Source organism: Burkholderia sp. AU27893, from assembly GCF_002223205.1.
In the GTDB taxonomy this organism is placed as follows: Bacteria; Pseudomonadota; Gammaproteobacteria; order Burkholderiales; family Burkholderiaceae; genus Burkholderia.
Genome location: NZ_NKFD01000002.1, coordinates 152,996 through 177,974, shown reverse-complemented (window position 1 = coordinate 177,974; position 24,979 = coordinate 152,996). Strand labels below are relative to the sequence as shown.

The 24,979-nt window shown below is 65.4% G+C and carries 25 protein-coding genes and 2 tRNA genes; 17 read left to right on the top strand and 10 right to left on the bottom strand.

Annotated features, from left to right (window positions below; all coding sequences use genetic code 11):
* Positions 1–147 precede the first annotated feature (147 nt).
* The 9 genes from CFB47_RS13910 to CFB47_RS13870 all read left to right on the top strand — a co-directional run bounded on the left by CFB47_RS13910 (position 148) and on the right by CFB47_RS13870 (position 11,672).
* On the top strand, positions 148–1,905 hold the full coding sequence (locus tag CFB47_RS13910; protein WP_089461484.1) for an ABC transporter permease subunit: 1,758 nt from the start codon (positions 148–150) through the stop codon (positions 1,903–1,905).
* Positions 1,906–1,927: 22 nt separating this feature from the next.
* Positions 1,928–3,265 carry an AAA-associated domain-containing protein gene (locus tag CFB47_RS13905; protein ID WP_011352844.1) on the top strand — a complete coding sequence of 446 codons (1,338 nt, stop codon included), beginning with the start codon at positions 1,928–1,930 and terminating at the stop codon, positions 3,263–3,265.
* A 571-nt stretch (positions 3,266–3,836) separates the two neighbouring features.
* A complete protein-coding gene (gene tssI, locus CFB47_RS13900; RefSeq protein ID WP_089456732.1) occupies positions 3,837–6,836 on the top strand; it encodes a type VI secretion system Vgr family protein in 3,000 nt (999 codons plus the stop codon).
* A complete protein-coding gene (locus tag CFB47_RS13895; protein ID WP_089461483.1) occupies positions 6,836–7,618 on the top strand; it encodes an ankyrin repeat domain-containing protein in 783 nt (260 codons plus the stop codon). The genes tssI and CFB47_RS13895 overlap by 1 nt, the downstream gene beginning before the upstream one ends.
* Positions 7,619–7,716: 98 nt before the next feature.
* A complete protein-coding gene (locus CFB47_RS13890) occupies positions 7,717–8,532 on the top strand; it encodes a DcrB-related protein (RefSeq protein ID WP_089461482.1) in 816 nt (271 codons plus the stop codon).
* 12 nt (positions 8,533–8,544) lie between these two features.
* Positions 8,545–9,888 (top strand): PAAR domain-containing protein, encoded by a 1,344-nt coding sequence (locus tag CFB47_RS13885; RefSeq protein ID WP_218828682.1) that lies wholly within the window; start codon positions 8,545–8,547, stop codon positions 9,886–9,888.
* Positions 9,889–9,893: 5 nt separating this feature from the next.
* A complete protein-coding gene (locus CFB47_RS13880; protein WP_143330830.1) occupies positions 9,894–10,364 on the top strand; it encodes a hypothetical protein in 471 nt (156 codons plus the stop codon).
* Between the two features lie 64 nt (positions 10,365–10,428).
* A complete protein-coding gene (locus CFB47_RS13875) occupies positions 10,429–10,911 on the top strand; it encodes a tetratricopeptide repeat protein (RefSeq protein ID WP_089456727.1) in 483 nt (160 codons plus the stop codon).
* A 74-nt stretch (positions 10,912–10,985) separates the two neighbouring features.
* Complete coding sequence (locus tag CFB47_RS13870; RefSeq protein ID WP_089461480.1) at positions 10,986–11,672, top strand: hypothetical protein; 687 nt, start codon at positions 10,986–10,988, stop codon at positions 11,670–11,672.
* Between the two features lie 245 nt (positions 11,673–11,917).
* On the opposite strand, the gene CFB47_RS13865 is transcribed toward CFB47_RS13870, so the two are convergent.
* Together CFB47_RS13865 and CFB47_RS13860 are read right to left on the bottom strand one after the other, a co-directional pair.
* On the bottom strand, positions 11,918–12,412 hold the full coding sequence (locus CFB47_RS13865) for a hypothetical protein (RefSeq protein WP_089461479.1): 495 nt from the start codon (positions 12,410–12,412) through the stop codon (positions 11,918–11,920).
* Entirely contained in the window at positions 12,409–12,960 is a 552-nt protein-coding gene (locus CFB47_RS13860; RefSeq protein ID WP_089461478.1) for a hypothetical protein, read from the bottom strand. The genes CFB47_RS13865 and CFB47_RS13860 overlap by 4 nt, the downstream gene beginning before the upstream one ends.
* A gap of 288 nt (positions 12,961–13,248) precedes the next feature.
* Between CFB47_RS13860 and CFB47_RS13855 the strand changes: the two genes are divergently transcribed.
* From CFB47_RS13855 to CFB47_RS13845, 3 genes are all read left to right on the top strand, one after another.
* On the top strand, positions 13,249–13,458 hold the full coding sequence (locus CFB47_RS13855) for a hypothetical protein (protein ID WP_089426067.1): 210 nt from the start codon (positions 13,249–13,251) through the stop codon (positions 13,456–13,458).
* A 138-nt stretch (positions 13,459–13,596) separates the two neighbouring features.
* Positions 13,597–15,018: an alpha,alpha-trehalose-phosphate synthase (UDP-forming) gene (otsA, locus tag CFB47_RS13850; protein ID WP_089461477.1), complete on the top strand. Its 1,422-nt coding sequence runs from the start codon at positions 13,597–13,599 to the stop codon at positions 15,016–15,018.
* Positions 15,011–15,604, top strand: coding sequence for an AAA family ATPase (locus CFB47_RS13845; protein ID WP_089461476.1), 594 nt, complete (start codon positions 15,011–15,013; stop codon positions 15,602–15,604). Before otsA ends, CFB47_RS13845 begins: the two co-directional genes overlap by 8 nt.
* 31 nt (positions 15,605–15,635) lie before the next feature.
* On the opposite strand, the gene CFB47_RS13840 is transcribed toward CFB47_RS13845, so the two are convergent.
* A complete protein-coding gene (locus CFB47_RS13840; RefSeq protein ID WP_089461475.1) occupies positions 15,636–17,003 on the bottom strand; it encodes an MFS transporter in 1,368 nt (455 codons plus the stop codon).
* Between the two features lie 159 nt (positions 17,004–17,162).
* Positions 17,163–17,543, bottom strand: a complete 381-nt coding sequence (locus CFB47_RS13835) for a DUF5594 family protein (RefSeq protein WP_085041199.1) — start codon at positions 17,541–17,543, stop codon at positions 17,163–17,165.
* Positions 17,544–17,660: 117 nt separating this feature from the next.
* On the opposite strand from CFB47_RS13835, the gene CFB47_RS13830 reads away from it, so the two are divergent.
* Entirely contained in the window at positions 17,661–18,062 is a 402-nt protein-coding gene (locus CFB47_RS13830; protein WP_089456721.1) for a hypothetical protein, read from the top strand.
* A gap of 183 nt (positions 18,063–18,245) precedes the next feature.
* On the opposite strand, the gene CFB47_RS13825 is transcribed toward CFB47_RS13830, so the two are convergent.
* Entirely contained in the window at positions 18,246–18,560 is a 315-nt protein-coding gene (locus CFB47_RS13825) for a hypothetical protein (protein ID WP_039368492.1), read from the bottom strand.
* Positions 18,561–18,704: 144 nt separating this feature from the next.
* On the opposite strand from CFB47_RS13825, the gene eco reads away from it, so the two are divergent.
* Complete coding sequence (eco, locus tag CFB47_RS13820; protein ID WP_046544670.1) at positions 18,705–19,205, top strand: serine protease inhibitor ecotin; 501 nt, start codon at positions 18,705–18,707, stop codon at positions 19,203–19,205.
* A gap of 29 nt (positions 19,206–19,234) precedes the next feature.
* Here eco and CFB47_RS13815 read toward each other — a convergent pair whose 3' ends face one another.
* Positions 19,235–19,849 (bottom strand): TetR/AcrR family transcriptional regulator, encoded by a 615-nt coding sequence (locus CFB47_RS13815; RefSeq protein ID WP_089461474.1) that lies wholly within the window; start codon positions 19,847–19,849, stop codon positions 19,235–19,237.
* 115 nt (positions 19,850–19,964) lie between these two features.
* On the opposite strand from CFB47_RS13815, the gene CFB47_RS13810 reads away from it, so the two are divergent.
* The gene (locus tag CFB47_RS13810) at positions 19,965–20,705 is read left to right on the top strand and encodes an SDR family NAD(P)-dependent oxidoreductase (protein WP_089461473.1); all 741 of its coding nucleotides are present in this window, start codon (positions 19,965–19,967) and stop codon (positions 20,703–20,705) included.
* A 53-nt stretch (positions 20,706–20,758) separates the two neighbouring features.
* Here CFB47_RS13810 and CFB47_RS13805 read toward each other — a convergent pair whose 3' ends face one another.
* From CFB47_RS13805 to CFB47_RS13790, 4 genes are all read right to left on the bottom strand, one after another.
* The gene (locus CFB47_RS13805) at positions 20,759–21,052 is read right to left on the bottom strand and encodes a hypothetical protein (protein ID WP_089461472.1); all 294 of its coding nucleotides are present in this window, start codon (positions 21,050–21,052) and stop codon (positions 20,759–20,761) included.
* Positions 21,053–21,303: 251 nt separating this feature from the next.
* A tRNA-Met gene (locus tag CFB47_RS13800) sits at positions 21,304–21,380 on the bottom strand.
* 206 nt (positions 21,381–21,586) lie between these two features.
* Positions 21,587–21,661: transfer RNA gene (locus CFB47_RS13795), tRNA-Arg, on the bottom strand.
* A gap of 157 nt (positions 21,662–21,818) precedes the next feature.
* On the bottom strand, positions 21,819–22,001 hold the full coding sequence (locus CFB47_RS13790) for a rubredoxin (protein ID WP_006398668.1): 183 nt from the start codon (positions 21,999–22,001) through the stop codon (positions 21,819–21,821).
* Positions 22,002–22,200: 199 nt separating this feature from the next.
* Between CFB47_RS13790 and CFB47_RS13785 the strand changes: the two genes are divergently transcribed.
* A complete protein-coding gene (locus CFB47_RS13785; protein WP_089461471.1) occupies positions 22,201–22,605 on the top strand; it encodes a DUF4399 domain-containing protein in 405 nt (134 codons plus the stop codon).
* Between the two features lie 273 nt (positions 22,606–22,878).
* Positions 22,879–24,864 (top strand): ATP-binding cassette domain-containing protein, encoded by a 1,986-nt coding sequence (locus CFB47_RS13780; RefSeq protein ID WP_373453141.1) that lies wholly within the window; start codon positions 22,879–22,881, stop codon positions 24,862–24,864.
* Positions 24,865–24,979 lie beyond the last annotated feature (115 nt).

Genomic DNA, 24,979 nt, shown 5'->3' with positions numbered 1-24,979 from the left:
CGGGCCGGCTCGTCCGGGGCGCGGCAGCGCACGCACGCACCGCGCTCGCGCGCGATCGTCAGTCAATCGAATTACCGCACCCGTGCGCTTTGCCATGAATCAACATCGACTGCCGGCTTCGTTCGGCCTTACCGGGGAGGGCGCCTGATGGACGTCGGATTCTTCAATCCGAACCGGACCGCCAACGCGTCCGCGTGGCGCGTCCTGCCGAACCGGTGGGATTTCATCGCGTTTCCGCTGATCATCTGCCTGATCGCGATGGCGGTCGTCGGTTTCCACGAAACGATGGCGCCGATCGGCACCCTGCAGACGCAGAAGATCTCGCTCGACCCGTCGAACCTGCCCGAATATGCGTTGCGCACCACGCTGCGGATGCTTGCCGCGATGGTCGCGTCGCTTGCGTTTACGCTGGTCTACGGCACGTTCGCCGCGAAAAGCCGGCGTGCCGGCATGGTGCTGATCCCGATCCTCGACATCCTGCAGTCGGTGCCGGTGCTCGGCTTCATCTCGTTTACCGTCACGTTCTTCCTCGCGCTGTTCCCGAGCCGCGTGCTCGGCGCCGAGCTCGCGGCGATCTTCGCGATCTTTACGAGCCAGGCGTGGAACATGACGTTCAGCTTCTACCAGTCGCTGCGTACGGTGCCGCGCGACCTGGACGAAGTGTCGCGGGGTTTCCACCTGACGTCGTGGCAGCGCTTCTGGAAGCTCGAAGTGCCGTTCTCGATGCCGGGCCTGATCTGGAACATGATGATGTCGATGTCGGGCGGCTGGTTCTTCGTCGTCGCGTCGGAGGCCATCACCGTCGGCAACCAGACGATTACGTTGCCGGGCGTCGGCGCGTATCTCGCGCAGGCGATCTCGGACAAGAACCTCGGTGCGATCGGCTGGGTGATCCTCACGATGACGGTCGTGATCGTCGCGTACGACCAACTGCTGTTCCGCCCGCTGATCGCGTGGGCCGACAAGTTCCGGATGGAAAACACCGCGTCGGGCGATGCGCCGCAATCGTGGCTGCTCGACCTCGTGCGCCGCACGCGCCTGATTCATCAACTGCTCGTGCCGGCCGGCTGGTTCTTCGCGAAGGCCGCGCGGATTCCGCTGCGGCTGCCGCTGTCGGGGGCGATGCGCTTTTCGCTGCCGAAAGTCGAGAAGAAGGCGTCACGCACGGTCGACATCGCGTGGGCGACCCTCGTGCTGCTCGGCACGGCCTATATCGTGTGGCGTGTCATCACCTTCGTGTCGACCGGCGTGACGATGGCCGAGGTCGGCCACGTGCTGGTGCTGGCGCTCATCACGCTGCTGCGCGTGGTCGTGCTGATCTCCATCGCGTCAGTGATCTGGGTGCCGATCGGTGTGTGGATCGGGCTGCGCCCGAAGCTGGCCGAGAAGCTGCAGCCGCTCGCGCAGTTCCTCGCCGCGTTCCCGGCCAACCTGTTGTTCCCGGTGTTCGTGATCGTGATCGCGCGCTTCCACCTGAACGCCGATATCTGGCTGTCACCGCTGATCGTGCTCGGCACCCAGTGGTATATCCTGTTCAACGTGATCGCCGGCGCAACGTCCTACCCGAACGACTATCGCGAAGCGGCGACGAACTTCCGCATCCGTGGCTGGCAGTGGTGGCGGCAGGCGATCCTGCCCGGCATCTTCCCGTACTACGTGACCGGCGCGATCACCGCATCCGGGGGCGCGTGGAACGCGAGCATCGTGTCGGAAGCCGTCCAGTGGGGCAATACCAAGATCGAGGCGCACGGCCTCGGTGCCTATATCGCGCAGACCACCGCCGCCGGCGATTTTCCGAAGATCATCCTGGGCATCGCCGTGATGTCCCTGTTCGTTACCCTGTTCAACCGCCTGCTGTGGCGCCCGCTGTATGCCTTCGCCGAAGCGAAGCTGCGGCTCGACTGAGACCGATTGAGAGCGAAACGCGATGCACAATCCGAATGCTGTAAACGCCCCCGTCCAGACGAACCAGCCGCCGCGCCTCGGTGAGGAAATCCTGCGTGTCGATCACGTCTGTCGCGGCTTCAACAAGACGCAGGGCGAACTGCTCGTGCTCGACGATGCGAACCTGTCGCTGCGCGAAGGCGAGATCGTCGGGCTGCTCGGCCGTTCCGGCTCGGGCAAGTCGACGCTGCTGCGCATCATCGCCGGGCTGATCGAGCCGACCGGCGGCGAAGTGACCTATCTCGGCCAGCCGCTGCGCGGGCCGGCCGAAGGCGTCGCGATGGTGTTCCAGACCTTCGCGCTGTTCCCGTGGCTCACCGTGCTGCAGAACGTGGAAGCCGGCCTCGAGGCGCTCGGCGTCGGCGCCCGCGAGCGGCGCGAGCGCGCGCTGGCCGCGATCGACCTGATCGGTCTCGACGGCTTCGAGAACGCATACCCGCGCGAGCTGTCGGGCGGCATGCGCCAGCGCGTGGGCTTTGCGCGCGCGCTCGTCGTCGATCCGACCATCCTGCTGATGGACGAGCCGTTCTCGGCGCTCGACGTGCTGACCGCCGAGACGCTGCGTACCGACCTGCTCGATCTGTGGACGCAAGGCCGCATGCCGATCAAGTCGGTGCTGATCGTCACGCACAACATCGAGGAAGCCGTGTTCATGTGCGACCGGATCCTCGTGCTGTCGTCGAACCCGGGCCGCGTGATCGCCGAGATCAAAGTGCCGTTCAAGCATCCACGTAACCGTCTCGACCCGGCGTTCCGCAAGCTCGTCGACGACATCTACGCGAAGATGACGGCCCGCCAGACCGGCGAGGCGACGAAGAAGGGGCTCGAGCTCGGCAGCTGGCTGCCGCAGGTGTCGACCAACCTGATGGCCGGCCTGATCGAAACGCTCGCAATGGCGCCTTACCACGGCCGCGCGGACATGCCGGAAATCGCACGCACGCTGCATCTGGAAGTCGACGACCTGTTCCCGATCGCCGAAGTGCTGCAGTACCTCGGCTTCGCGGACGTGCGCGAAGGCGACGTGTTCCTGACGCCGCCGGGGCGCGTGTTCGCGGAATTCGGCACGCAGGAGCGCAAGCTGATGTTCGCGGATCACCTGCTGAAGCACGTGCCGCTCGCGGCGCGGATCAAGAAGGTGCTGAACGAGCGCCCGGGCCATCGTGCGCCGCGCGTGCGCTTCGAGCAGGAGCTGGAGGATTTCCTGTCGGACGGCGCCGCCGAGGAGACGCTCGACGCGGTAATCGACTGGGGCCGTTACGGCGAGATCTTCTCGTACAACGACCAGACCGAGATTTTCAGTCTCGAGGACGTCGAGTCCTGACGCAGTCGGGGCGCCTCCGGCGCATCCGGCCGACACGGCCCTGATGTCCGCCGCGCCTTGATCCGGCCGCGCCCAGCCAAGGGCCGTGCGGCCTGCCCCCCGGCGATCGCAATGAGCGCCGGGCGATGCTCCATCTGAGCGTCGGGCCGCGCCATCGCCGGTGGCGCGGAAAATGGCGTTCGTCAAGGATGCCGCGCCCGGTTTGATCCTCGACCGCAGCGCTTTGCTCGCCTCTGGCTGCGCCATCCACTCCGTCACGCATCGAATTCCCGCCGCCCCCCGTCGCTCGTTGTCCGGTGTACGCCGCACTCCGGTCGTTCGTCGTTGCCTGATCACAAGCGATGCCGCGACAGGTGCGCGATTACGCTGCGACGGCAGGCAATGAATATTGGGGTTCGATTGAATGGCCGATCGGGCCTGTCGTCATTCCGGAATATTAAATGCTGGCAAGTGTTATGAAATTCTCCGCGGTTTGATATATTTAGCGCCTTCAAGGCGGCTGAGAGCGCCTTGTTGGTGCGATAGCGTCTAGGTTGCGGCGGGTCCGCCGGACGAAAAAAACGAGGTTAAGATGAGTTTCGCTGCAAACGGAAACCCCGATGGGACGGGAGGGGGCGGCGCGGCCTTGGCCGGCGGTTTGAGCAACCTGGGTTCGCTTGCCGGAATGGCGGGGCAACTGGGGGCGCTGACCGGCATGCCGGGCGCCGGGCTGCTGGGCGGAGCCGCGAGCGCGGTTCAACTGGCTCAAACCGGCTTGTCGTTGATCGGCAAGGCACCGGAGTCGATTGCCGAGGCAATCAACGGCCTGACGGGTGCGGTTCCGCGCTTGACCCAGGATAATCGCTTCGTCACGATCGAAACACCGCTCGGTCCGGACGTGCTGCTGGTCAGCGCGGCCGTCATTGACGAACACGTCAATCAGCTCACCGAAACGCATCTCGATCTGCTGTCGCATCGCAACAATATCGAGCCCCAGGAAATTGTCGGGCAGCGGGTCAAGATCACGCTGGAGCCGCAGAGCCGCAATTTCAGTCTGACGCGTGTCGTGACGTCGTCGGCCGATATCGAGACGAAGCGGTATTTCGACGGTTACGTTGCGTCGTTCGGGCGTGTCGGAAACTCGGGTTCGGTGACCCGCTACGAAATGTCGGTCGTTCCGTGGTTCTGGTTCCTGACGCGCTCGACCGATTGCCGGATCTTCCAGAATCAGACGCCGCAGGACATCCTGGGCGACATTTTCCGTGAGATGGGCTTCCCGGATTTCGAGTTCGCCATTCAGGGCGATCGTCCAAAGCTCGAATACATCGTGATGTACGACGAGTCGTACTACAGTTTCTGCTCGCGCCTGATGGAGCAGGAAGGGCTGATCTGGACGTTCCGCTACGAAAACGACAAGCATGTACTCGTGATCGGCGACAGCAACGCGATGTTTCAGCCGATTCCGAATCTGAAGACGATTCCGTACGAAGCCAACAGCGCAGCAAGCGAGCAGAACGGCATCAACCGCTGGGACGAGGCGTTCAGCTTCCGAGTCGGCAAGATCACGTACCGGGATTTCAATTACAACCAGCCGTCGTCGCAACTGATGCATGTCGAGGTGCCGACCGTCAATCTGAAGCACCCGAATATCCAGACGACGGAGCGTTACCAGTTCCATTCGCTGTATGACCACGGGAACGACGGGCAGCGTTACGCATGCTATGCGATGGAAGCGGAAGAAGCGCTCGCGCATCGTTTCAACGGAGCGGGGCATGCGCACGGCATGACGACGAGCGGGCGCTTTACGCTGGTCAATCACGGCACGTCCGCCTACAACAACAAGGATTTCGTGATTCTTCGCGTTCGTCATCAGGTGGCGAACGACTATACCCAGCAGACCTCGAAGCTGCCGTACCACAATACGTTTACGTGCTTGCCGATCGACATTCCGTTCCGGCCGGAGCGGCGTACGCCCAAGCCGCACATGCAGGGTACGCAGTCCGCGATCGTGGTCGGGCCGAAGGGCGAGGAAATTCACACCGACGGCAGCCGGGTCAAGCTGCATTTCCTGTGGGACCGGCGCGGCAAGCTCGACGGCTCGGACTCGATGTGGGTGCGCGTATCGCAACCGTGGGCAGGCAAGGGATGGGGCGGTTCGGCGATTCCACGGATCGGCCAGGAGGTGCTGGTCTCGTTCAACCAGGGCGACCCGGACAACCCCATCGTCGTAGGCCGTGTGTTCAACGGCGAATCCGGCAACCCGTATCACGGTAGCGGCGGCCAGACGATGGGGATGCGCAGCCAGACGCACAAGGGCGAGGGCTTCAACGAACTGCGGTTCTCGGATGTGAATGGCGCCCAGGAAGTCTTTCTGCATGCGCAGAAGGACATGAAGACGATCGTCAAGGATAACGAATCGCATACGGTCGAATCCGGAGCGCGAAGCGTGTCGGTGCTGAAAGGCGACGAGAGCAAGCACGTTGCGGAAGGCAGCCTGTCGGAAAAGATCGCGAAGGCGCGCTTCACGACGGCCAACAGCGTCGGCGTGCAGGCGCTGGCCGGCGATGCCGGGCCGGGGAAGCAGAGCTATCAGGCAACGGACGAGATCGAGCATCGGGTGGGCGCGAGCATCGTCACACTGAAGCCGGACAGCATCAAACTGTCTCATGGCGCATCGAGCATCCTGATCAATCAGAGCGGCATCTTTCTCGATGGCCCGGTGATCCATCTGAATCAAGGGCTTTTTGTGACGCCTGAACAGGCGATGGCGATCGAGTGGGCCAATCAACAGGCGATCATCGCGGCAGGTCTCGCGTCGGCCGATCCAAAAGTGCAGGCGGCGGCTCGCAAGCTTCAGGCGACGGTCAAGGCGCAGCAACTGGCCAAACTCGCGGGGGCCGTGTACACGCCAGGTACGGCGCCGCCCGGATGGAAGAACGTATCGAACGATCCGGAAGCGCTCAAGAAGTTCGGCCTGAGGCCGCAAGACCTGCAGATTCCCGGCAGCAACTTCGGTGCGCAGGTCTATGCGCCCGACCCTGCGGTGTTCGGCGACAGCATGAAGCCCACCCTGGCCTTCAAGGGAACGCAGCCCACGGTCAAGGAGGACTGGTCGAACAACCTCAATCAGGGATTGGGCGACAACTCACCGTACTACGATCGTGCGGTGACCATCGGCAAGAAGATCTACGGCTCGGGCAATGCAGGCGGCCTCGATCTCACCGGTCACTCGCTCGGCGGCGGGTTGGCTTCGGCAGCGTCCCAGGCCAGCGGCGCGGGCGCGACGACGTTCAACGCGGCCGGCCTCAATTCCGAAACGCTGCCGATGTACGGCGCAGCACCCCGGGCGTCGGCCATCACGAACTACCGGGTCGATGGCGACATCCTGACCGGGGTGCAGGAAGGCAGGCTGGGCCCGATCAGTGACGTGACGTCGCAATTGATGCCCAAGGCCGTCGGTGAGCAGATCACCATTCCGGGTACCAGTTTGACGACCGTTCAGCGCCACATGATGGGGCAGGTGACGAGCGGACTGGAAACGACCGCTGCCGATCAGCAGGCGTCGTTGCTGAGCCAACTTCAGGGACATTGATGAAATACAGCAAGGTCATCGCCGCGGGCGCGGTTGTCGCGGTAATCGGTTTGTCGTCGCCGTTCTGGTGGCCGACTCAAGCACAGGAAACAAAAATGGCAGACTTCAAGCGTTACCCGCCCGAAGACTTTTTCTCGGGATCGCAACTCGAGCTGGCGCGTGCCATTCGCGACGGAAATCTCGAGCAGGTCAAATCGCTTGCGACGCGTACCGATCTGGCTGCGCCGGGCAACAAGAAGGCCACCCTGTTGTCGTTCGCGGTGCAGGAGGCGATTCCGGTGAAGACGGACGCCACGAACGTGCACTTCCAGATCGTCAGCGAGCTGGTGCGGGACGGCGCGAAGCCCGAACAGCCGTTCGGCGAGAACGGCGCGAACGTGGCATATCTGGCTGCGCGGGCAGACACGCCCAACTTGCTCAAAGCGTTGCTGGCGGGTGGCATGAGCCCGGATCTGAAGTACGACGGCGATACGCCGCTGCTGTTCGCAACCTGCAAGGACACGCTGTTGCCGCAAATGCGCGTGCTGGTCGAACACAAGGCCAACGTCAATCTGCGGGACTCGATGAAGGAAACCGCGCTTTACGAAGCGACGCGCCTGCGGCAGTGGGACGTCGTCGATTATCTGCTCGCGCACGGTGCCGATCCGTCGGTGAAGAACGACAACGGCCTCGCCTATTCGAAAGTCCTCGGCGACGAACTGCAGCAGACGCCGAAAGGCTCGCCGCAGCTGAGTCGCATCGAAGCCATTCACAAGCGTCTGGTCACGGCGGGCGTGCAGTAACGTCAGCCGCATGACGGATGCGCCGGCTGCGCCTGTGCAGCCGGCGAACAGTTTCAATCCGGCGCCTGCCCCGACGGGCAGGCCGAACCGAGAAGAGCATGTCCGAATATCAGATGAACGACGCCGTCATTCAGTTGCCGGCGCACTTCAAAGACAAGACGATTCACCTGTTCACGGTCGATGAAGCAGGGAGCAGCGGATTCACGTTCGTGGTTTCGCGTGCGCCGATGGAGCCGGACGACACGGTCGATACGTTCGTGACGCGGCTCGTATCGGAGATGCGAAAGTCGCTTCCGCGTTTCGAATTGAAGCATCTGGAAAACCGAGAAATCGATGGCGAAACCGCGCGCGAAGTCGATTATCAGTGGGTGTCGGAAGGCGCGCCGCTGCATCAGCGCCAGACGGTGGTGATGTCGCCGAAGGCCGGGCGCGAGCGCGTGGCGATCAGTTTCATCGGCACCTGTCCGAAGTCGTTCACGGAGGACAAGAGCAAGGAGTACAAGAGCCTGCTCGCGAGTGTCGTGCTGGCCCGGCCCGACCGTGCGGCTTTTGTGCCGACCGCGCTCGGCCAGGACGAGGCGGGCATCGTCTTCGTGCTGCACGAGCCGAGCGCGACGTTGTACGCGCTCACCGGCATGGCCGAACTGTTCCGGCACGACGTCACGGAAATGTTCGACGACACCGCGTTCTTCGGCTCGGCCGGCGAGCCGCTCGCGTTGCAGCCTGCTCCGGCTGGACAGCAGGCGTGGCGAGCACTGGATGGCCGTCAGTTCGCGCTCTGGACGACGGATTCGCGCGAGCACGCGTCGCTGGGCGACCGGCTTGCCGGGGTGACGGCGGTGAAGGGCATGACCGGCATGCAGAGCATCGAGGCCGTGCGTGCTTATCTGACCGCGGTTGCGAACGCGGGCTAACGGGGAGCGCGCGTGGATACATTGCTTGCTGCTGCGCGACTCGGCGATCCGATTGCGCATACGGCATCCAAGGGATGGATGATCGCCGGGTTGATCGCGGGTGCGGTGATCGGCGCGGTGGCGGTGGTCGCCACAGGCGGTGCCGCGTTGACGGTGGTCGCTGCAGTCGCCGCGGGTGCTGCCGCGGGCGGCGGCCTTGGCGAAGTGCTGGGCACGATGTCGTGGGCGCCGCGACACGTCACGGGAAGTCTGATAAAAGGCTCGCCCAACGTCTTCATCAACAGTCGCGCGGCGATGCGGGCCATCCTGAGCCTGGGCCTGTGCAGCGACCACGCGGGTCCGCCGCAGGTGGTCGCGCAGGGTTCGTCGACGGTCTTCATCAACAGCCAGCCGGCGAGCCGCAAGGAAGACCGGATGATGTGCGGCGCGCTGATCAACGACGGATCGCCGAACGTGTTCATCGGCGGCCCGGCGGTCGGTGAGTACAATCCCGAGATTCCGGCGTGGGTCAACTGGACGATGGCTGCGGTGGGCATTGCCGCCGCGGCTGTCCTTGCGGGGCCGGCGCTGGCGTTGCTCGGCGCCGCCGGCGGTTTTCTCGGCGGCGAAGTCGGCGGGTGGCTGGGCGGAAAGATCTTCGGCGAGGGTTCCGACGGGCAGAAGTGGTCGATGCTTGGAGGAAGCTTGCTGGGTGGATTCGGCGCGGGGAAGGGGGCCGGGCTCGTCAGCGGGGCGAGGGGGGCGGGCTCGGTGGCTGGCGAGTTGTCGGCGCTGGAGGCCGTCGAAGGTGCCGCGGGCGCGACGGAGCAGCCGACGATTTCGCTGTTCGGGTTTCGTGGCGGCGGACGGGTGTCCGACGTCGAAGCCGGCATGCATCCGTATCAGTACACTGGCCACGTCGGGTATTCGCTGGACGGTGGCAAGACGATATGGGGCTTTGGTCCCGCAACGGGAGACGCGAGCGCAGCGGAAGTGTTTGGCAACCTGAAGGGATCGGGCAGTTACCCCGGGATGCTTACCGCGGATCAAGACGCATTCATCGCGGTCGCGAAAGAGCCGCTGCCTGCCCGTGGTGGCGGCGGCGCTCTACAGACGGTGTACGAGCAAAAGATACCGGTCACGCAAGAGCAGTACGAATCGATACTGGCGGCACATGAGGAACTGCTTGCACGTGGACCGATGGATGACATCCGGTATCAATGGCCGCCCAAGTCTGGCGAATGGCCCGAAAATAACTATAACTGTGCAACGTTTCCAGGACGCCTCGGCATTCCCATTCCTGAAGGAACAGGGAAATTGCAGAACTACATGCCGGAGCTCGAGAAAGTGGGCACGCCCTGGACGCCGGGAAATTGAATCTTATGAATGTGTCAGAGAGCCTTTATTCCGCCGCTGTCAGAATGCACGACCTGGTGTTCGTGTCCGTCATCGATTCACCGAGTCCGCACGTACTCCGGGCAAAAATAGAGCAGATCTATTCCTGCGGAAAGGGCATCACGCCGGATCACCTCGGGACGGAGTTCGAGTTTTACAGTGGACCTGCGACGTGGGGGAACGTTTCGCTCCAGATCGGGGAGCGGGCGCTGCTCTTCGTCCATCAGGTGTCCGGCGTGTTCAACGAATATCCATGGCGCGGCCACATGGTCCTGGAGGAAATTGACGGTGAATCGTACGCGCGGTTGCAGATGCCCGAGTTGTGGTTGAGGGACGATCTGCCGGAAGCCGTGAAAGCTGCGGCGGGTCCGCATCCAACCAGGCGAAATGCGTCGATTGTCCGGTTCAGTGTGTTTGAGAGCTACCTGAAAGGGCTCATCGAGAAATCGGCTCCCTGAACCGGGGCGGTTTCCGGACGGCGAAGCGGATAATGGAAGAACGAAGTTTTTGGAGCTGAATGGAATGACCGACAAGAATCCTGATTTTTCACCGATTCGCATGCGGGCGCGTGGTTTCGTGTCGCAGGGGCGCATCGAGGACGCGCTCGGGCTGTACGGCGACATCCTGAAAATCGCGCCGGAAGACGCGGCGACGTATGCGGACCGCGGCACGACCTTCGCGATGATCAAGAAGACGGATCTTGCGTTGAACGACCTGAATCGGGCCATCGAACTGGGGTACACGGACGCGTCGGCGTATTGCACGCTCGCGACGATTTTCCTCGAAGGCGGCGGCTACCAGAAGTCGCTGGATTATTTCGACAAGGCGCTGAAGCTCAATCCCGATCAGCCTTTCGTCTATTTCAACCGCGCCCGCGTTTACGAGACGCTGGGCGATATCAAGGCTGCGATTGCCGATCTGGAGCGGTGCCTGACCTACAACCCGGACGATGCGTTGTCCGCGAAGATCAAGGACAGGGTGGCGCAGCTTCGCGCGCGTGCGTAACGGCTGCCGCGGGGTGCGAAGTTGGCGGTATCCGGCCCGGAACTATCCGGGCAAATTGCTTGGGGGCCGTCGCGATGTTGAAGCGTGACAAGTTGCCGTACTCCGCGCTGCCTTCATCGTTGACGGTGTTGATTCCCGAGGCAATTTTCTTGAAGGCGCTCGAGAATGCCGAGTCGCAAACGATCGTCGTTTGGTACGTCGACGCGAAAATCGGTCGTCAACATGAAGTCGAGTTTTCGCCGCAATCGGGGCGTCTGCTGTCACGCAGCGAGCGCGAAGCACGATTTCCGATCGAGCGGCGGATCGTTCTGCGGGATGGAATCCGGGTGCAAGTGGGCAATCGGCTCGAGGCCGCTACCGACGTTCGTTACGAAACCTATACCGCGTACGATCCCGTGACTTCGTCGAAGCTTGCCGTCGGCGAACAGATGTTCTTCATGCGGTTTCTGGGCGATCCCGAGACAATCGTTCGGCAAGCGATCGAAAAAGCGAGGTTCCCGAACACCTATGCGGGATGGAGCGCAATCGAGCGCATTCGCTACTGGGTTGGCGTGCTGTATCGTGCGCGACGTCAGACGGGGGAGGCGGGAATCAATGAAGATGAAGCCTTCCAGCCTGCGTTGCTGAAGCAGATGAGAGCGGTGGATCCCGAGGTCGACGGCATACTTGCGGCGGTCCTTGCCGAGCTGAGTCGAATGGAAATGATCGGCCCGGATGTCATGCGGGCCGCGTTCAATCGGCGGACAGGCGCATCGATCTGATCGTCCGGCGGACGAACGTGCCGATGATCGAAGTGCCCGGATTGGCAAGTCGGATGCTTGGCGGCTGACTTGATTGGCCGACAGGTGAGGGCACCTGGCCAGCAATCCGGAAGATGGGTGCGTTGTCCGCGCGGATCAAGGGCAGCGCGATGCTGCTTGGCGCGTCCATCTAACGACTGCCGGTTGCGGCCGAGCGGAACGGCATCGGCAACGGCACCGCGCATGATGCGCGGCCTATCGCATCGCTACTGCAGATTCCCCCACCGATCGACCGCCGGTTCCGCCGACGCCCACTTCCAGTGCGTGCCTTGCTGGCACGCATTCGCGAAATACCAGTCGGCCTTGTCGCCATCCTTCACCGAGAACGCGAATTCCTTGCAGATCGCGAGCGCCGACGCGTACGCGCGCGTGACGCGCACTTCGCCTTCGCCGTTTTCCAGCGGCAGCGTGTTCTTCACCTTCCACGGCTTTACTTCGCCGACGGCCAGGCTGCCGGCCGTCTTCGCAATCGCGTCCTGCTGGTTCTGATGGAGCTGCTTCATCGTGCGGTTGACGGCTTCGTCGGTCGCGGCCTGCACGGCAATCCCGACGCCGACGCCGACCGCCGGGTTCGCGGTGACGAGGCCCGTCGCCGCGCCGGCGAGGGCGCCGCTCGCCGCGCCGACCGACCCGCAGCCCGACAGCGTGGCCGTTGCCGCGCACATCGCGCCGATGGCCGCGATACGGAGCGCGACGCTCATTGCAGTGCGCCCCAGCGTTCGGTCGCCGGCTCGGCCGATGCCCATTTCCACGCGGGGCCGTCGCGGCAGATCGTGGCGACGTAGAACGCCGATTGCGCGGCCTTGTCGGCTTTAGCGGGCGTGTCGACCGCGAACACGATCTCCTTGCAGTCGAGCGGGCCGACACTGATCATGCGGCTGACCGTCACGCGACCCTGCTCGTCGTCCTCGATCGGAAACGAGTGGTGCGTCGACCACGGTGCGACGCCGCCCACGTCGAGCGGGCCGGCGGCCTTCGCGATCTGTTCCTGTGTGTAACGGTGTGCGACGCGCTGCGTGTACTGGACACCCGCCCGTGCGCCGGCGACGGCGCCGAGGCCGATGCCCGTGGCGACGGCGGCGTTGTTGGTGACCTTGGAGGCGATCGCGGCGCCCGCGATACCGGCGCCGGCTGTCGCGCCTTCGCTGTACAGCGAGTTGCAGCCGGACAGCAGTGCGGCCGTGGCGATCACGGCCAGCGCGACGCGCGCCGGCGTGGCCCGGCGCGGCGATTCGAAACGAATGTTCATCCCTGAGTGCAAGTCCTGTCTGGGTGAGCGGCGACGCGTGCACGCCCTGATGCCGCGTCATTGTTTCGCAATTGTCATAGGAAAACTGCAAAGCTTTGACAAATCGCCGTGCGGCAGGCCGCGTGCGCGCGAGCGGCGTCATTGTCGGATAGATGCTTGCGGAGGGGTCGAAACGTTACAAATTGAAGGTAATTGTTACCTTCGGATGCGATCGGGCGACCTAGACTGTCGTGCGATGGAATGTTTCTACGACGGCCTCGGGCCGCACCGCATATGAGACACCCAGCTATGCGCCGTTCGAAACGGCTGTCACCTCGGCCGCCCGACGCGGCGGCCGTCCGTCCGGAAGACCGCCCGCGTCCGCGGACCGACGCGCCGTCGGCGCCGCCGCCGGGCGCGCCCGACGACACGCCGTCGGACGGCGATCACAACCAGGGCGGTGCCCGCCCGGAAGGGCTCGACTATCAGCGCGACCTCGGTCAGGAGCAGGACGCGTGATTCCGTCGTAGCCGCATTCCACCGCCGTATTTCATTGCAATTCTCGGAACTGAGTCGCCGCGCGGCCGCCTTCGGGCCGCCGCGCCCGCTTTGGCGTGCGTCGCGCGCCAGCCAATCGAATCGAGGAGGGGAAGTCGCATGAGCAGATTGATCGTGGTATCGAACCGTGTCGCCGCCGGCGAGGACACGCGCCCGAGCGCGGGTGGCCTGGCGGTCGGCGTGATGGACGCGCTGAAGGAAACGGGCGGCGTCTGGTTCGGCTGGAACGGCGAGATCGTCGACGCATCCGACACCGCGCCCGCAATCCAGCGGGACGGCAACGTCACTTATGCGACGGTCGGGCTGACCCGCCGCGACTACGACCAGTACTACCGCGGTTTCTCGAACGCGACGCTGTGGCCGGTGTTCCATTACCGCGGCGATCTCGCGCGCTTCGACCGCCAGGAGTACGCGGGCTACCTGCGCGTGAACGCGATGCTCGCGAAGCAGCTCGCCGCGTTGCTGCGTCCCGACGACCTGATCTGGGTGCACGACTATCACCTGTTGCCGTTCGCGCATTATCTGCGCGAGCTCGGCGTGAAGAACCCGATCGGCTTCTTCCTGCACATCCCGTTTCCGTCGCCCGACATGCTGCGTCTCGTGCCGCCGCACGAGGAGCTCGTGAAGTTCATGTGCGCGTACGACGTCGCGGGCTTCCAGACCGAGGCCGACAAGCAGGCGTTTACCGACTACATCGAGCGGCGCGGGATCGGCGCGGCAAGCGACGACGGGATGCTGCACGCGCATGGCCGCGTCGTGAAGGTCGCCGCCTATCCGATCGGCGTGCATCCCGACGCGATCGCGCAGGCGGCCGTCCAGTACGGCACGCGCAAGCCGGTGAAGATGCTGCGCGAGGCGCTCGACGGCCGCAAGCTGGTGATGAGCGTCGACCGCCTCGATTATTCGAAGGGGCTCGTCGAGCGCTTCCAGTCGTTCGAGCGGATGCTCGCGAACGCGCCGGGCTGGCAGGGGCGCGTGTCGCTCCTGCAGATCGCCCCGCCGACGCGTTCCGACGTGAAGACCTATCAGGACATCCGCGAAACGCTCGAGGGCGAGGCCGGCCGCATCAACGGCCGCTTCTCGCAGCTCGACTGGACACCGATCCAGTACCTGAACCGCAAGTACGAGCGCAACCTGCTGATGGCGTTCTTCCGGATGTCGCAGGTGGGCTACGTGACGCCGCTGCGTGACGGGATGAATCTCGTCGCGAAGGAGTACGTCGCGTCGCAGGATCCGGCCGATCCGGGCGTGCTCGTGCTGTCGGAGTTCGCGGGCGCGGCAGCCGAGCTGACCGGCGCGCTCCTCGTCAATCCGTACGACCTGTCGCAGATGGCCGAGGCGCTCGAGCGCGCGCTGTCGATGCCGCTCGCGGAGCGGCAGGCGCGCCATGAGGAAAACCTCGCGCGGCTGCGCGCGAACGACCTGTCGGTCTGGCGCGATACGTTCGTTGCCGACTTGCGCAGTGTCGCGGCGGCCGCATCGGTTACGCGGCGCGCGGGCCGGCGGGTTGCGCATGCGTGAAGTCGTGCAGGCGCCCGGCGCCGCCGACGACGCTGGCGAAGAAGCCGCCCGCCGCTTCTTTATCGTCACCGGTGGCCCGGGCTCGGGCAAGAGCACATTGCTCGACGCGCTCGAACGCGCCGGTTTCGCGCGCTCGCAGGAAGCCGGTCGCGGCGTGATCCGCGACCAGATGGCGATCGACGGCCACGCGTTGCCGTGGCGTGACCCGGCGGCGTTCGCCGAGCTGATGCTGAGCTGGGAGATGCGCTCGTACGAGCTCGCGCGCCACGCGCGCGGGCCCGTGTTCTTCGATCGCGGTGTGCCGGACGTGGTCGGCTATCTCCGGCTGACAGGGCTCGCGGTGCCCGCGCATGCGCAAGCCGCGGCCCGCCGGTTCCGCTACCACCGGCGCGTGTTCATCGCGCCGCCGTGGCCGGACATCTATACGCAGGACACCGAACGCCGGCAGGATTTCGCGGAAGCCGTGCGCACCTACGACGCGATGGTCGAGTGCTACACGTCGTATGGCTACCGGCTGGTCGAACTGCCGCGCGAGAGTGTGAAGACGCGAGTGCGCTTCGTGCTGGACGCGCTCGACGCGGCATGATGCTCGGCCACGCACGCGGTGCGCGGGGGCGTCAGGTCGCCGTGTCCGGCCGCGGCGACGTGATGCGCAGCATGCTGACGACCGCGGCCACCGCCGCGAATGCGGCGGCGACATAGAGCGCGATCGTCGGCCCGCGGTCCGGCACGAGCCCGAAAATCAACGCGACGAGCGCGGCACCGAGCGTCTGCCCGGTGAGCCGCGCGGTGCTCAGCATGCCGCCCGCGCCGCCGCTGCGTTCGCGCGGCGCCGACGACAGCATCGCGCGGTTGTTCGGCGACTGGAACAACCCGAAGCCCGCACCGCACAGCGCCATCCGCCACACGATGTCGACGGTGCCCGGGTGCGCGCCGATCGTCGCGAGCGACAGCAGCCCGGCCGCGAACAGCGCGAGCCCGATCCCGCCGAGGATGCCGGCCGAATAGCGATCCGACAGCACGCCCGCGAGCGGCGCGGCGAACACGATCACGAGCGGCCACGGCGTCATGTACAGGCCCGTCTCGACCTGCGAGAAGCCGAGCGAGTTCTGCAGCCAGAACGGCAGCGCGACGAACGCGAGCATCTGCGACGTGAACGACGCCGTCGATGTGTAGACCGACAGCGCGAACATCGGGATGCGCATCAGGTCGACCGGCAGCAGCGGCGCCGGCTGCGACAGCTGGCGCTTCACGAAGAAGTAGCCGACGACGAACGCGACGGCCAGCTCGGCCGCGACATACGCATGGCCTTCGCCATGGCCGAGCCCGTCCACGGCCGTGATCAGCAGCCCGAACACGCACGCGTTCATCACCGCGCTCGCGAAATCGTACGGTGCGTCGTGCAGCGGGTTGGCCGGCAGCGCACGCAGGCTGCCGACTACCGCGGCGATGCCGATCGGCACGTTGACCGCGAACAGCCATGGCCACGACGCGAACGACAGGATCGCGGACGCGACCGTCGGTCCGATCGCCGACGACAGCGCCACCACCATCGCATTGATCGACAGCCCGCGCCCGAGCATCGACGACGGGTAGATCATCCGCACGAGCGCCGCGTTGACGCTCATGATGCCGGCCGCGCCGAAGCCCTGGATCACGCGCATCACGGCCAGCATCGGCAACGAGCCGGCGAGCGCGCAGCCGAGCGACGCCGCGGTGAACAGTGCGAGCCCCGCGATGTAGATACGGCGATAGCCGATGCGCTCGCCAAGCGACGCGAGCGGCAGCAGCGTGATCGTGACCGCGAGCTGGTACGCGTTGACGATCCAGATCGACGCGGCGTCGGATGCGTGCAGGTCGCGCGCGATCGTCGGCAGCGCGACGTTCGCGATGGCGCCGTCGAGCACGGCGAGCGTGATGCCCAGTGCGACGCAGACGATCGCCCAGTAGCGTTGCGGAAGCGGCAGGCCGGTATCGGCGTTCATGGCGGGAGCAGAGGCGTGGTTGTCCGCGCGCCCGGTTGCCGGTTGCGTGCGCAACCATGCGCAAGGGGGGAGGCGGCGATGAGCGGCCCGGCCGGCGCAACTGCACCGGAGCGGGGCCGGTCGAGTGTATCACCGGGCCGCATCGCGCGACGCCGGCGCTCAGCCTTCGAAGTCGAGGCCGCCGAGTCGCACGAGCGGGTCGGCCTGCGTGCGCGACAGGAGATCGATGTCGCGCGCGCTCTGCCATGCACCCAGCTTTTTCGGCAGCGCGGCGAGGTAGTGCTCGAAGCGTTGCGGGCCGTCCGGCTCCATCAGCCGCTCGATTTCGTCGGTGTCCCAGGTCAGCTCGAGGTTCAGCGGATGCTCGAAGCCGCTGACGTGCTCGTGCGGTGCGCTGCGGATCTGCACGCGCGTCGGGTGCCCGTGGCCGCCATACGGGACGACGTCGGTCAGCACGTGTTCGGCGAAGAAGGCGGCGATTGCCTGTGCGATGCGCGGGGCGAATTCGGTATCGAAACGGCGGGCGGTTTCCGGCTGCATGACGGCGTCTCCTGTATGCCGAAAATCGTAGCACGGCGACGGCGCATTTCGATGGGCGTGATACCGGTAATCGCGCGTTACCACTTGCTGCATCTATTACGGCCGCAAGCCGCCACAATGCATCACATCCAGTACCACTTCGCGTGGGAGTCCATCATGAAAAAAATTGCCGCAGTGTGTGTCCTCGCCGGCTCGCTTGCCGTGGCAGGCCCGGCGTCCGCGCATGGCCGCGACGGTGGCGCCGTCATCGGCGCGTTGATCGGCGGCGCGGTGCTCGGCGCGATCGTGACGTCCGCGATGAATCCGCCCGTCGCGTATCAGGCGCCTGCTTACCAGGCGCCGGCCTATCAGCCGCCGACGTACTACCAGGCGCCCGCGTACCAGCAGCCTGCGTATCCGACCTACCAGCAGGCGCAGTACCAGGACGACGGCCCGAACTATTGCTACGACCGCTACCAGCGCGCGTATGTGTGCGGCGCGCCCGTATCGGGTGGCTACGCGCAGCCGGCAGGCTGGTGAGCACGCCGACGCGCGAAGCGTGAACGGGCGGCGGTAGCGCCGTTCGCTTCATCGCGCCGGACGACAAAAAGGCCCTCGCTTGATGCGAGGGCCTTCGTCTTTTGCGCGGCCGTCCGTTCGTCCGCGTGACGCATCGGCCATCGTGGCGCGCGGCACGCGGATACAAACGGTTGCAAATGCGCGTCAGTGGCGATGGCCGCCGCCTCCGCCGCCATCGTTCCAGTCGCCACCGCGGTGTCCGCCGCCGCGCCCCCAGCCGTTGCCGCGGTTGCCACGATCGCCATCCCAGCGATGGTAGTCGCGCCGGCCGCGATCCCAGTCGCGTCCGCCACCACCGCCCCAGATATTGACCGTGCCGTACACGGGCGACGGGGCGTACGCATAGCCGGGATCGGAATAGTAGGGCTGCCCGTAGCCATAGCCGTATCCGGCGTCCGGGGCGACGACGCAGCCGGCCAGCAGGGTGGCGACGCCGGCGGCAGCAATGAGCTTCAGCATGATGTTCTCCGTTGGTTCCCGTATAAGTACCGCGCAAGGGGATTGCCAGCTGTTTGCAATTGTGTCGTCAAATTACAGCGGCGTAAGGTCTTGCGATGGAAGTGTTAGCATCCAGGGTTCATTTTGTTTTTCAGGAGTACATCGATGAAATTCGCGATCCGGGCCGCACTGGCCGCCTTCTGCGTGACGACAGCCGCCGCCTGCGTGGCGGGGCCCGCTTCGGCGCCCGCCGTGACGGCCGAGTCGATCAAGATGTTTCCGCAGGCAGCGGCCGGACAGCAGCGTGTCGTGATCGCGCTGCCCGCGCTCGAGAACGAAGGCGATGCGCGAGTCGAACTGATGATCGGCAAGACGCTGCAGACCGACTGCAACCAGCAGTGGTTCGGCGGCGAGCTGACCGCCGAGGACGTGAAGGGCTGGGGCTATACGTACTACCGGCTCACCGACGTGAAGGGGCCGGCATCGACGCTGATGGCATGCCCGGGCCAGGCACCGCAGCAACGATTCGTGCAGGTGCGCGGTGATGGCCAGCTGCTGCGCTACAACAGTCGCCTGCCGCTCGTCGTCTATGTACCGGACGGCTTCGAGGTGCGCTATCGCGTGTGGCATGCGTCGAAGGACGTGCAACACGCGGCGAAGCAGTAACGTTACGGCGCGGCCGCGGCGTAACGTCGCTAAGTGCCGCCCGTACCGACGAGCGCCGGCCACGCGGCCAGCGCGGCTTGCGCGACGGCCTCCAGATCGCGACGGCTCGCACCGTCGCGCGCCTGGATCGACATCCCCTGCTGGACCGTGACGTAGTACCGCGCGATTGCGTCGAGGTTCGCTTGTGAGGCGATCTCGCCGGTCGCGACCCCTTGCCCGAGACGTTCGCGCAGGTTCTCGACCGTGCGCTCGCGCATCGCGATCAGCGTTTGCCGGACCGTATCGGAGCGCTCGGCCGGATGCAGTGCCGACAGCACGATCAGGCAGCCGGCCGGCTTCGAGCGCCGCGTGAACACGCGTGCGGTATCCATCAGGTAGTTCCGTACGGCGTCGTGCGCGCTGCCGGCCTGTTCGACGCCCGCCCAGATTTCCCGTCCCTCCGTTGCGCCGTAGTGATCGAGCGCTTGCCGGAACAACGCTTCCTTGCTGCCGAACGCCGCATACAGGCTCGGCGACGCGATGCCCATCGCGGCCGTCAGGTCGGCCATCGACGCGCCTTCGTAGCCGAGGCGCCAGAACACCTCCATCGCGCGATCCAGCGCCGCTTCCTTGTCGAAGCTTCTCGGTCGGCCTCGTTCAGCCATTGCGTCCGTTCCTTGATCGATTTCTGTATCGATCGATAAATTAAATCAATTGACTGTGTCGCGCAACTTGTCACATTCTGTGTCGGTCGTTACATAAATGAGGAAAGGAACCGACATGAACCGACTTCAGGGCAAGCGTGCACTCGTCACGGGCGGCAGCCGCGGCATCGGGGCGGCGATCGCGAAACGGCTGGCGGCCGAGGGCGCGGACGTCGCAATCACCTACGAGAAATCGGCGGAGCGGGCGCAGGCGGTCGTCGCCGGCATCGAGGCGCTGGGCCGCCGCGCCGTTGCGATCCAGGCCGACAGCGCCGATCCGGTGGCCGTGCGCGATGCGGTCGATCGTGCGGCGGAGGCGTTCGGCGGTCTCGACATTCTCGTCAACAACGCGGGGATTTTCCGGGCCGGCGCGCTGGACGACCTCACGCTCGACGATATCGACGCGACGCTGAACGTGAACGTGCGCGCGGTGATCGTCGCGTCGCAGGCGGCGGCGCGGCATCTCGGGGAGGGCGGGCGCATCGTTTCGACCGGCAGCTGCCTCGCCACGCGCGTGCCCGATGCGGGGATGAGCCTCTATGCGGCGAGCAAGGCCGCGCTGATCGGCTGGACGCAGGGGCTCGCGCGCGATCTCGGATCGCGCGGCATCACCGTCAACATCGTGCATCCGGGGTCGACGGATACCGACATGAACCCGGCCGACGGCGAGCATGCCGGTGCGCAGCGTTCGCGGATGGCGATCCCGCAGTACGGCAAGGCCGACGACGTGGCGGCGCTCGTGGCGTTCGTGGTCGGCCCGGAAGGGCGGTCGATCAATGGCACCGGGTTGACGATCGACGGTGGTGCGAACGCGTGAGTGTGTGAATGCCGACGCCCGGCGTGACTTTTCGACCGGGCGGTGTGTGTTCGTTATCGGCAGCCGAGCCGGTGATGCTCGGTTTCGAGATCGGCGCGCTTGTCGTAAGCGCGCAGCTCGTCGCGTGGCTTGCCGTCCGGGGCCATTCCGCGCACGACCTTCTGGCCGCGGTCGGGGGCGTGCGTAACGGCGTCGATCCCGGCGGCCAGTTCGCGGCAGCGTGCGTTGGGGGACGGGTTTTCCGCGTGCGGGGCTGCGGCGTTCGTGATGTTGGCGATGCCGGGGCTGACATAGCGAGGCTTCGCGGGCGCGGTGAGGGTGTCGGCGGCGTTCGCCGTGCCGGTCATCGCTGAAAGCGCGGCGAGTGCCGCGATCGCTCGAATCATTGCGGGAGTCCGGATGCTGAAGAAGGTTCGGAATTCTACGCAATGTGTGGCGCAGGGCCGCGGCGATCGGGCGGGATGCGATCGTGTGTCGCAGGGGATGCCTGGGGCTGAATGTTTTGCGATTCGTCTGCATCGCAGCCCGTCGGTGCTCACGCAGCAGTACATGCGAAAAGCAAAAAGCCCGCTTGCTTTCGCAGAGCGGGCTTCGATATTGGTTGCGGGGGTAGGATTTGAACCTACGACCTTCGGGTTATGAGCCCGACGAGCTGCCAGACTGCTCCACCCCGCGGCGCGAAGTGTACTCGGGCTGATGGGGAGAGTCAACGATCTTTGATCGCGAGTCGAACGGAACCCTCGGTTTGCCGAGCGCGACGATTCGATTTGGCGTGTGCGTTGATTGCTTGTGCTTCCCGATCGGCTTCAACGTCAGGCGCATTTCGTCGACGTCGTTGCGGTATTGGATCGTGGGAAAGTGGATGAGGCCATGAGGATGGCTGGTCCCCCCGACAGGAATCGAACCTGTATCTAGCGCTTAGGAGGCGCTTGTTCTATCCATTGAACTACGGGGAGCGCCATGTCCGGGGAAAACGCAGAAAGACGCGAACCGGACGGCAGTGTGGACAGCGCGCAGAGTATAGCAAACGCGCAGCGCGTCGGCGGGGCGGAATGCACGCCGACGCGCGTGATCGCGTGATCACCCGCGATCGGAAATCAGCGTGTCAGCGAATCAGAAATCGACGACGACGAAATCTTCCTTGCCCACATCGCACAGCGGGCAGCGCCAGTCGGCGGGAATGTCGGCGAAGCGGGTGCCGGGCGCGATGCCTTCGTCGGGCAGCCCTTCCGCTTCGTTGTAGACCCACCCGCAAATCAGGCAGACCCAGCTCTGGTATTCGGTTACTTCACTCATGTAGCACTCGGGAAAATGGAAATCCGGTGATGCCGCCCGCGGCGTGGCCGGCGGACGAAAGGCGCAATGGTACCGGAATTTCGTCGAACGGCTCCGCAACGTCGTTTTAAACGTACGCATCGCGAACAACGCAACCGAAACACGCCTGCCGTGCGTGCGGTGTATGCTTCCGGGGCTGTCCAATCATAAGGAGAATGCGATGCTGAACAGAAAGTGGATCGCAGGTGCGGTATGCGTGGCGGCGATGGCCATGTCGACGATGGCGCGGGCCGAGGCGCGCGTGTATTTCGAAGCGCCGAGCGAAGGCGCGACGGTGTCGAACCCGGTGCATGTGAAGTTCGGGCTTGAAGGGATGGAGCTTCGACCGGCCGGCGACAACACGCCGAACACGGGCCATCATCACCTGCTGATCGACGGCCGGCCGATTCCGAAGGGCGACGTGATTCCCGCGAGCGAGCGTTCGCTGCACTTCGGCAAGGCACAAACCGAAACCGACATCAATCTGCCGCCCGGCCAGCACACGCTGACGCTGCAGTTGGGCGACGGCGTGCACCGCTCGTACGGCCCCGAATTGAGCTCGACGATCACGATCAACGTGAAGTAATCGCATGTGCCGCGTACGGGCGCCCGAGGCGTCCGGCGCGGAATGGTCGATCGGCCGGCTGCAGGCCTCCGGCCGACGTTGGCCCTTTCGCTCGGAATTCGCGGCCGGCGTCCGCTACCGGCAGCCGGCCGCGCTCGGCGCGCCATCGCATCGCGTCGCTGCGCGTCGATCGCCGCCTGCCGGCCGCCAAAAGCACGTCCCAACCCGTCTCCCAACCCGTTTGCCGGCCTTATCCGTCCGGCCATGCCGGTAACGCCGCCCGCGACCGGTACAATGGGCGCTTCCGATTCCTCTCTTCGCCGTCTCCCCATGTCGCTCTATTCCATTTCCGGCGCGCAGCTCGCGTTCGGACACGTCGCGTTGCTCGATCACGCGGATTTCTCGCTGGAAGCCGGCGAGCGCGTCGGCCTGATCGGCCGCAACGGCGCGGGCAAGTCGTCGTTGCTGAAGATCGTCGCCGGGCTCGCGAAGCCCGACGACGGGCTCGTCACGCGCCAGCAGGAACTCGTGACCGTCTACGTGCCGCAGGAGCCCGAATTCGAGCCGGGCGCGACGGTGTTCGATGCAGTGGCATCGGGGCTCGCGCACACACGCGAACTGCTCGAGGAATACGATTCGATCGCGCACCGCCTCGCGGATATCCCCGAAGGCGCCGAGCACGATGCGCTGCTCGCGCGGATGAACGCGCTGCAGTCGTCGCTCGATGCGCACGACGCGTGGAACTGGCGCACGCGCGTGTCGATGACGCTCGCGCAGATCGGCCTGGCGGACGTCGATGCCCCCGTCGATGCGTTGTCGGGCGGGATGCAGAAGCGTGTCGCGCTGGCACGCGCGCTGGTGCTGCAGCCCGACGTGCTGCTGCTCGACGAACCGACCAACCACCTCGACTTCGACGGCATCCGCTGGCTGGAGGAACTGCTCGTCGCGCAGCGCGCCGGCCTGCTGTTCATCACGCACGATCGCGCGTTCGTCGACCGCGTCGCGACGCGCATCGTCGATCTCGATCGCGGCAGGCTGCTGTCGTACCCGGGCAATTTCTCCGCGTACCAGACGCGCAAGGCGCAGCAGCTCGAAATCGAGCGCGTGGAAAACGAGAAGTTCGACAAGCTGCTCGCGCAGGAAGAAGTGTGGATCCGCAAGGGCGTCGAAGCGCGCCGCACGCGCAGCGTCGGCCGCATCGCGCGGCTCGTGCAGATGCGCAACGAGCGCGCGGAGCGCCGCAACACGCTGGGCAACGTGAAGCTGGATGTCGCGCAGGGCGAGAAGTCCGGCAAGATCGTCGCCGAGCTGACCGACGTGACGAAGCGCTACGGCGGCCGCGCGGTCGTCGATCGCTTCTCGACGACGGTGATGCGCGGCGACAAGATCGGCTTCATCGGCCCGAACGGCGCCGGCAAGACGACGCTGCTCAAACTGATTCTCGGCGAGCTGAAGCCCGACGAAGGCACGGTGCGCATCGGCACCAACCTGCAGGTCGCGTATTTCGACCAGATGCGCGCGCAGCTCGACCAGGAGAAGAGCCTCGCGGATACGATCAGCCCCGGCAGCGAATGGGTCGAGATCGGCGGCGTGCGCAAGCACGTGATGAGCTATCTCGGCGATTTCCTGTTCGCGCCGGAACGCGCGCGGTCGCCGGTGAAGTCGCTGTCGGGCGGTGAGCGCAACCGGCTGCTGCTCGCGCGCCTGTTCGCGCGTCCGGCCAACGTGCTGGTGCTCGACGAACCGACCAACGACCTCGACATCCAGACGCTCGAACTGCTCGAGGAGCTGCTGGCAGACTACGACGGCACGGTGCTGCTCGTCAGCCACGATCGCGCGTTCCTCGACAACGTCGTGACGTCGGTGATCGCGGCCGAGGGCGACGGCAAGTGGCGCGAATACGTGGGCGGTTTCAGCGACTGGCAGATCCAGAGCGCGCGCGCCGATCAGCTCGCGCAGCAGGAAGCCGCGAAGCGTGCGGTCAAGGAAGCCGCGCCGGTGAAGGAAGAGGCGGCGAAAAGCGCCGCGGGCCGTAACACGCAACGCACGGTGAAGCTGTCGTTCAACGAGCAGCGCGAGCTCGATGCGCTGCCGGAGAAGATCGCGGCGCTGGAAGAGGAGCAGAAGACGATCAATGCGCGGCTCGAAGACGGCTCGATTTTCGCGAAGGATCCGCAGGAAGGCACGCGCCTGACCGAGCGGTTCGCGGCGATCGACGACGAATTGCTCGAAGCGCTCGAACGGTGGGAAACGCTCGAGGCGAAGCGCAAGCCCGCGTAAAACGCAGGCGCGTCGCGCGGCCGGCGGCCGCTGCGCACGATTCCGCGATTGGCGTGCCACGCGGAACCAGTAAAATACCGCGCGTCCCGGGCAGCGCAGCGCACGCCGCGCGCCC

Excerpts from the sequence above, each read along its gene's own strand:
- CFB47_RS13785 (WP_089461471.1), top strand. The coding sequence starts at position 22,201 with ATGCTGAACAGAAAGTGGATCGCAGGTGCGGTATGCGTGGCGGCGATG.
- tssI (WP_089456732.1), top strand. The coding sequence starts at position 3,837 with ATGAGTTTCGCTGCAAACGGAAACCCCGATGGGACGGGAGGGGGCGGC.
- CFB47_RS13845 (WP_089461476.1), top strand. The coding sequence starts at position 15,011 with ATGCGTGAAGTCGTGCAGGCGCCCGGCGCCGCCGACGACGCTGGCGAA.
- CFB47_RS13835 (WP_085041199.1), bottom strand. The coding sequence starts at position 17,543 with ATGCAGCCGGAAACCGCCCGCCGTTTCGATACCGAATTCGCCCCGCGC.
- eco (WP_046544670.1), top strand. The coding sequence starts at position 18,705 with ATGAAATTCGCGATCCGGGCCGCACTGGCCGCCTTCTGCGTGACGACA.
- CFB47_RS13840 (WP_089461475.1), bottom strand. The coding sequence starts at position 17,003 with ATGAACGCCGATACCGGCCTGCCGCTTCCGCAACGCTACTGGGCGATC.
- CFB47_RS13860 (WP_089461478.1), bottom strand. The coding sequence starts at position 12,960 with ATGAACATTCGTTTCGAATCGCCGCGCCGGGCCACGCCGGCGCGCGTC.
- CFB47_RS13815 (WP_089461474.1), bottom strand. The coding sequence starts at position 19,849 with ATGGCTGAACGAGGCCGACCGAGAAGCTTCGACAAGGAAGCGGCGCTG.
- CFB47_RS13855 (WP_089426067.1), top strand. The coding sequence starts at position 13,249 with ATGCGCCGTTCGAAACGGCTGTCACCTCGGCCGCCCGACGCGGCGGCC.
- CFB47_RS13810 (WP_089461473.1), top strand. The coding sequence starts at position 19,965 with ATGAACCGACTTCAGGGCAAGCGTGCACTCGTCACGGGCGGCAGCCGC.
- CFB47_RS13780 (WP_373453141.1), top strand. The coding sequence starts at position 22,879 with ATGGGCGCTTCCGATTCCTCTCTTCGCCGTCTCCCCATGTCGCTCTAT.
- CFB47_RS13830 (WP_089456721.1), top strand. The coding sequence starts at position 17,661 with ATGCATCACATCCAGTACCACTTCGCGTGGGAGTCCATCATGAAAAAA.
- CFB47_RS13895 (WP_089461483.1), top strand. The coding sequence starts at position 6,836 with ATGAAATACAGCAAGGTCATCGCCGCGGGCGCGGTTGTCGCGGTAATC.
- CFB47_RS13905 (WP_011352844.1), top strand. The coding sequence starts at position 1,928 with ATGCACAATCCGAATGCTGTAAACGCCCCCGTCCAGACGAACCAGCCG.
- CFB47_RS13875 (WP_089456727.1), top strand. The coding sequence starts at position 10,429 with ATGACCGACAAGAATCCTGATTTTTCACCGATTCGCATGCGGGCGCGT.
- CFB47_RS13870 (WP_089461480.1), top strand. The coding sequence starts at position 10,986 with ATGTTGAAGCGTGACAAGTTGCCGTACTCCGCGCTGCCTTCATCGTTG.
- CFB47_RS13825 (WP_039368492.1), bottom strand. The coding sequence starts at position 18,560 with ATGCTGAAGCTCATTGCTGCCGCCGGCGTCGCCACCCTGCTGGCCGGC.
- otsA (WP_089461477.1), top strand. The coding sequence starts at position 13,597 with ATGAGCAGATTGATCGTGGTATCGAACCGTGTCGCCGCCGGCGAGGAC.
- CFB47_RS13910 (WP_089461484.1), top strand. The coding sequence starts at position 148 with ATGGACGTCGGATTCTTCAATCCGAACCGGACCGCCAACGCGTCCGCG.
- CFB47_RS13805 (WP_089461472.1), bottom strand. The coding sequence starts at position 21,052 with ATGACCGGCACGGCGAACGCCGCCGACACCCTCACCGCGCCCGCGAAG.
- CFB47_RS13890 (WP_089461482.1), top strand. The coding sequence starts at position 7,717 with ATGTCCGAATATCAGATGAACGACGCCGTCATTCAGTTGCCGGCGCAC.
- CFB47_RS13865 (WP_089461479.1), bottom strand. The coding sequence starts at position 12,412 with ATGAGCGTCGCGCTCCGTATCGCGGCCATCGGCGCGATGTGCGCGGCA.
- CFB47_RS13790 (WP_006398668.1), bottom strand. The coding sequence starts at position 22,001 with ATGAGTGAAGTAACCGAATACCAGAGCTGGGTCTGCCTGATTTGCGGG.
- CFB47_RS13880 (WP_143330830.1), top strand. The coding sequence starts at position 9,894 with ATGAATGTGTCAGAGAGCCTTTATTCCGCCGCTGTCAGAATGCACGAC.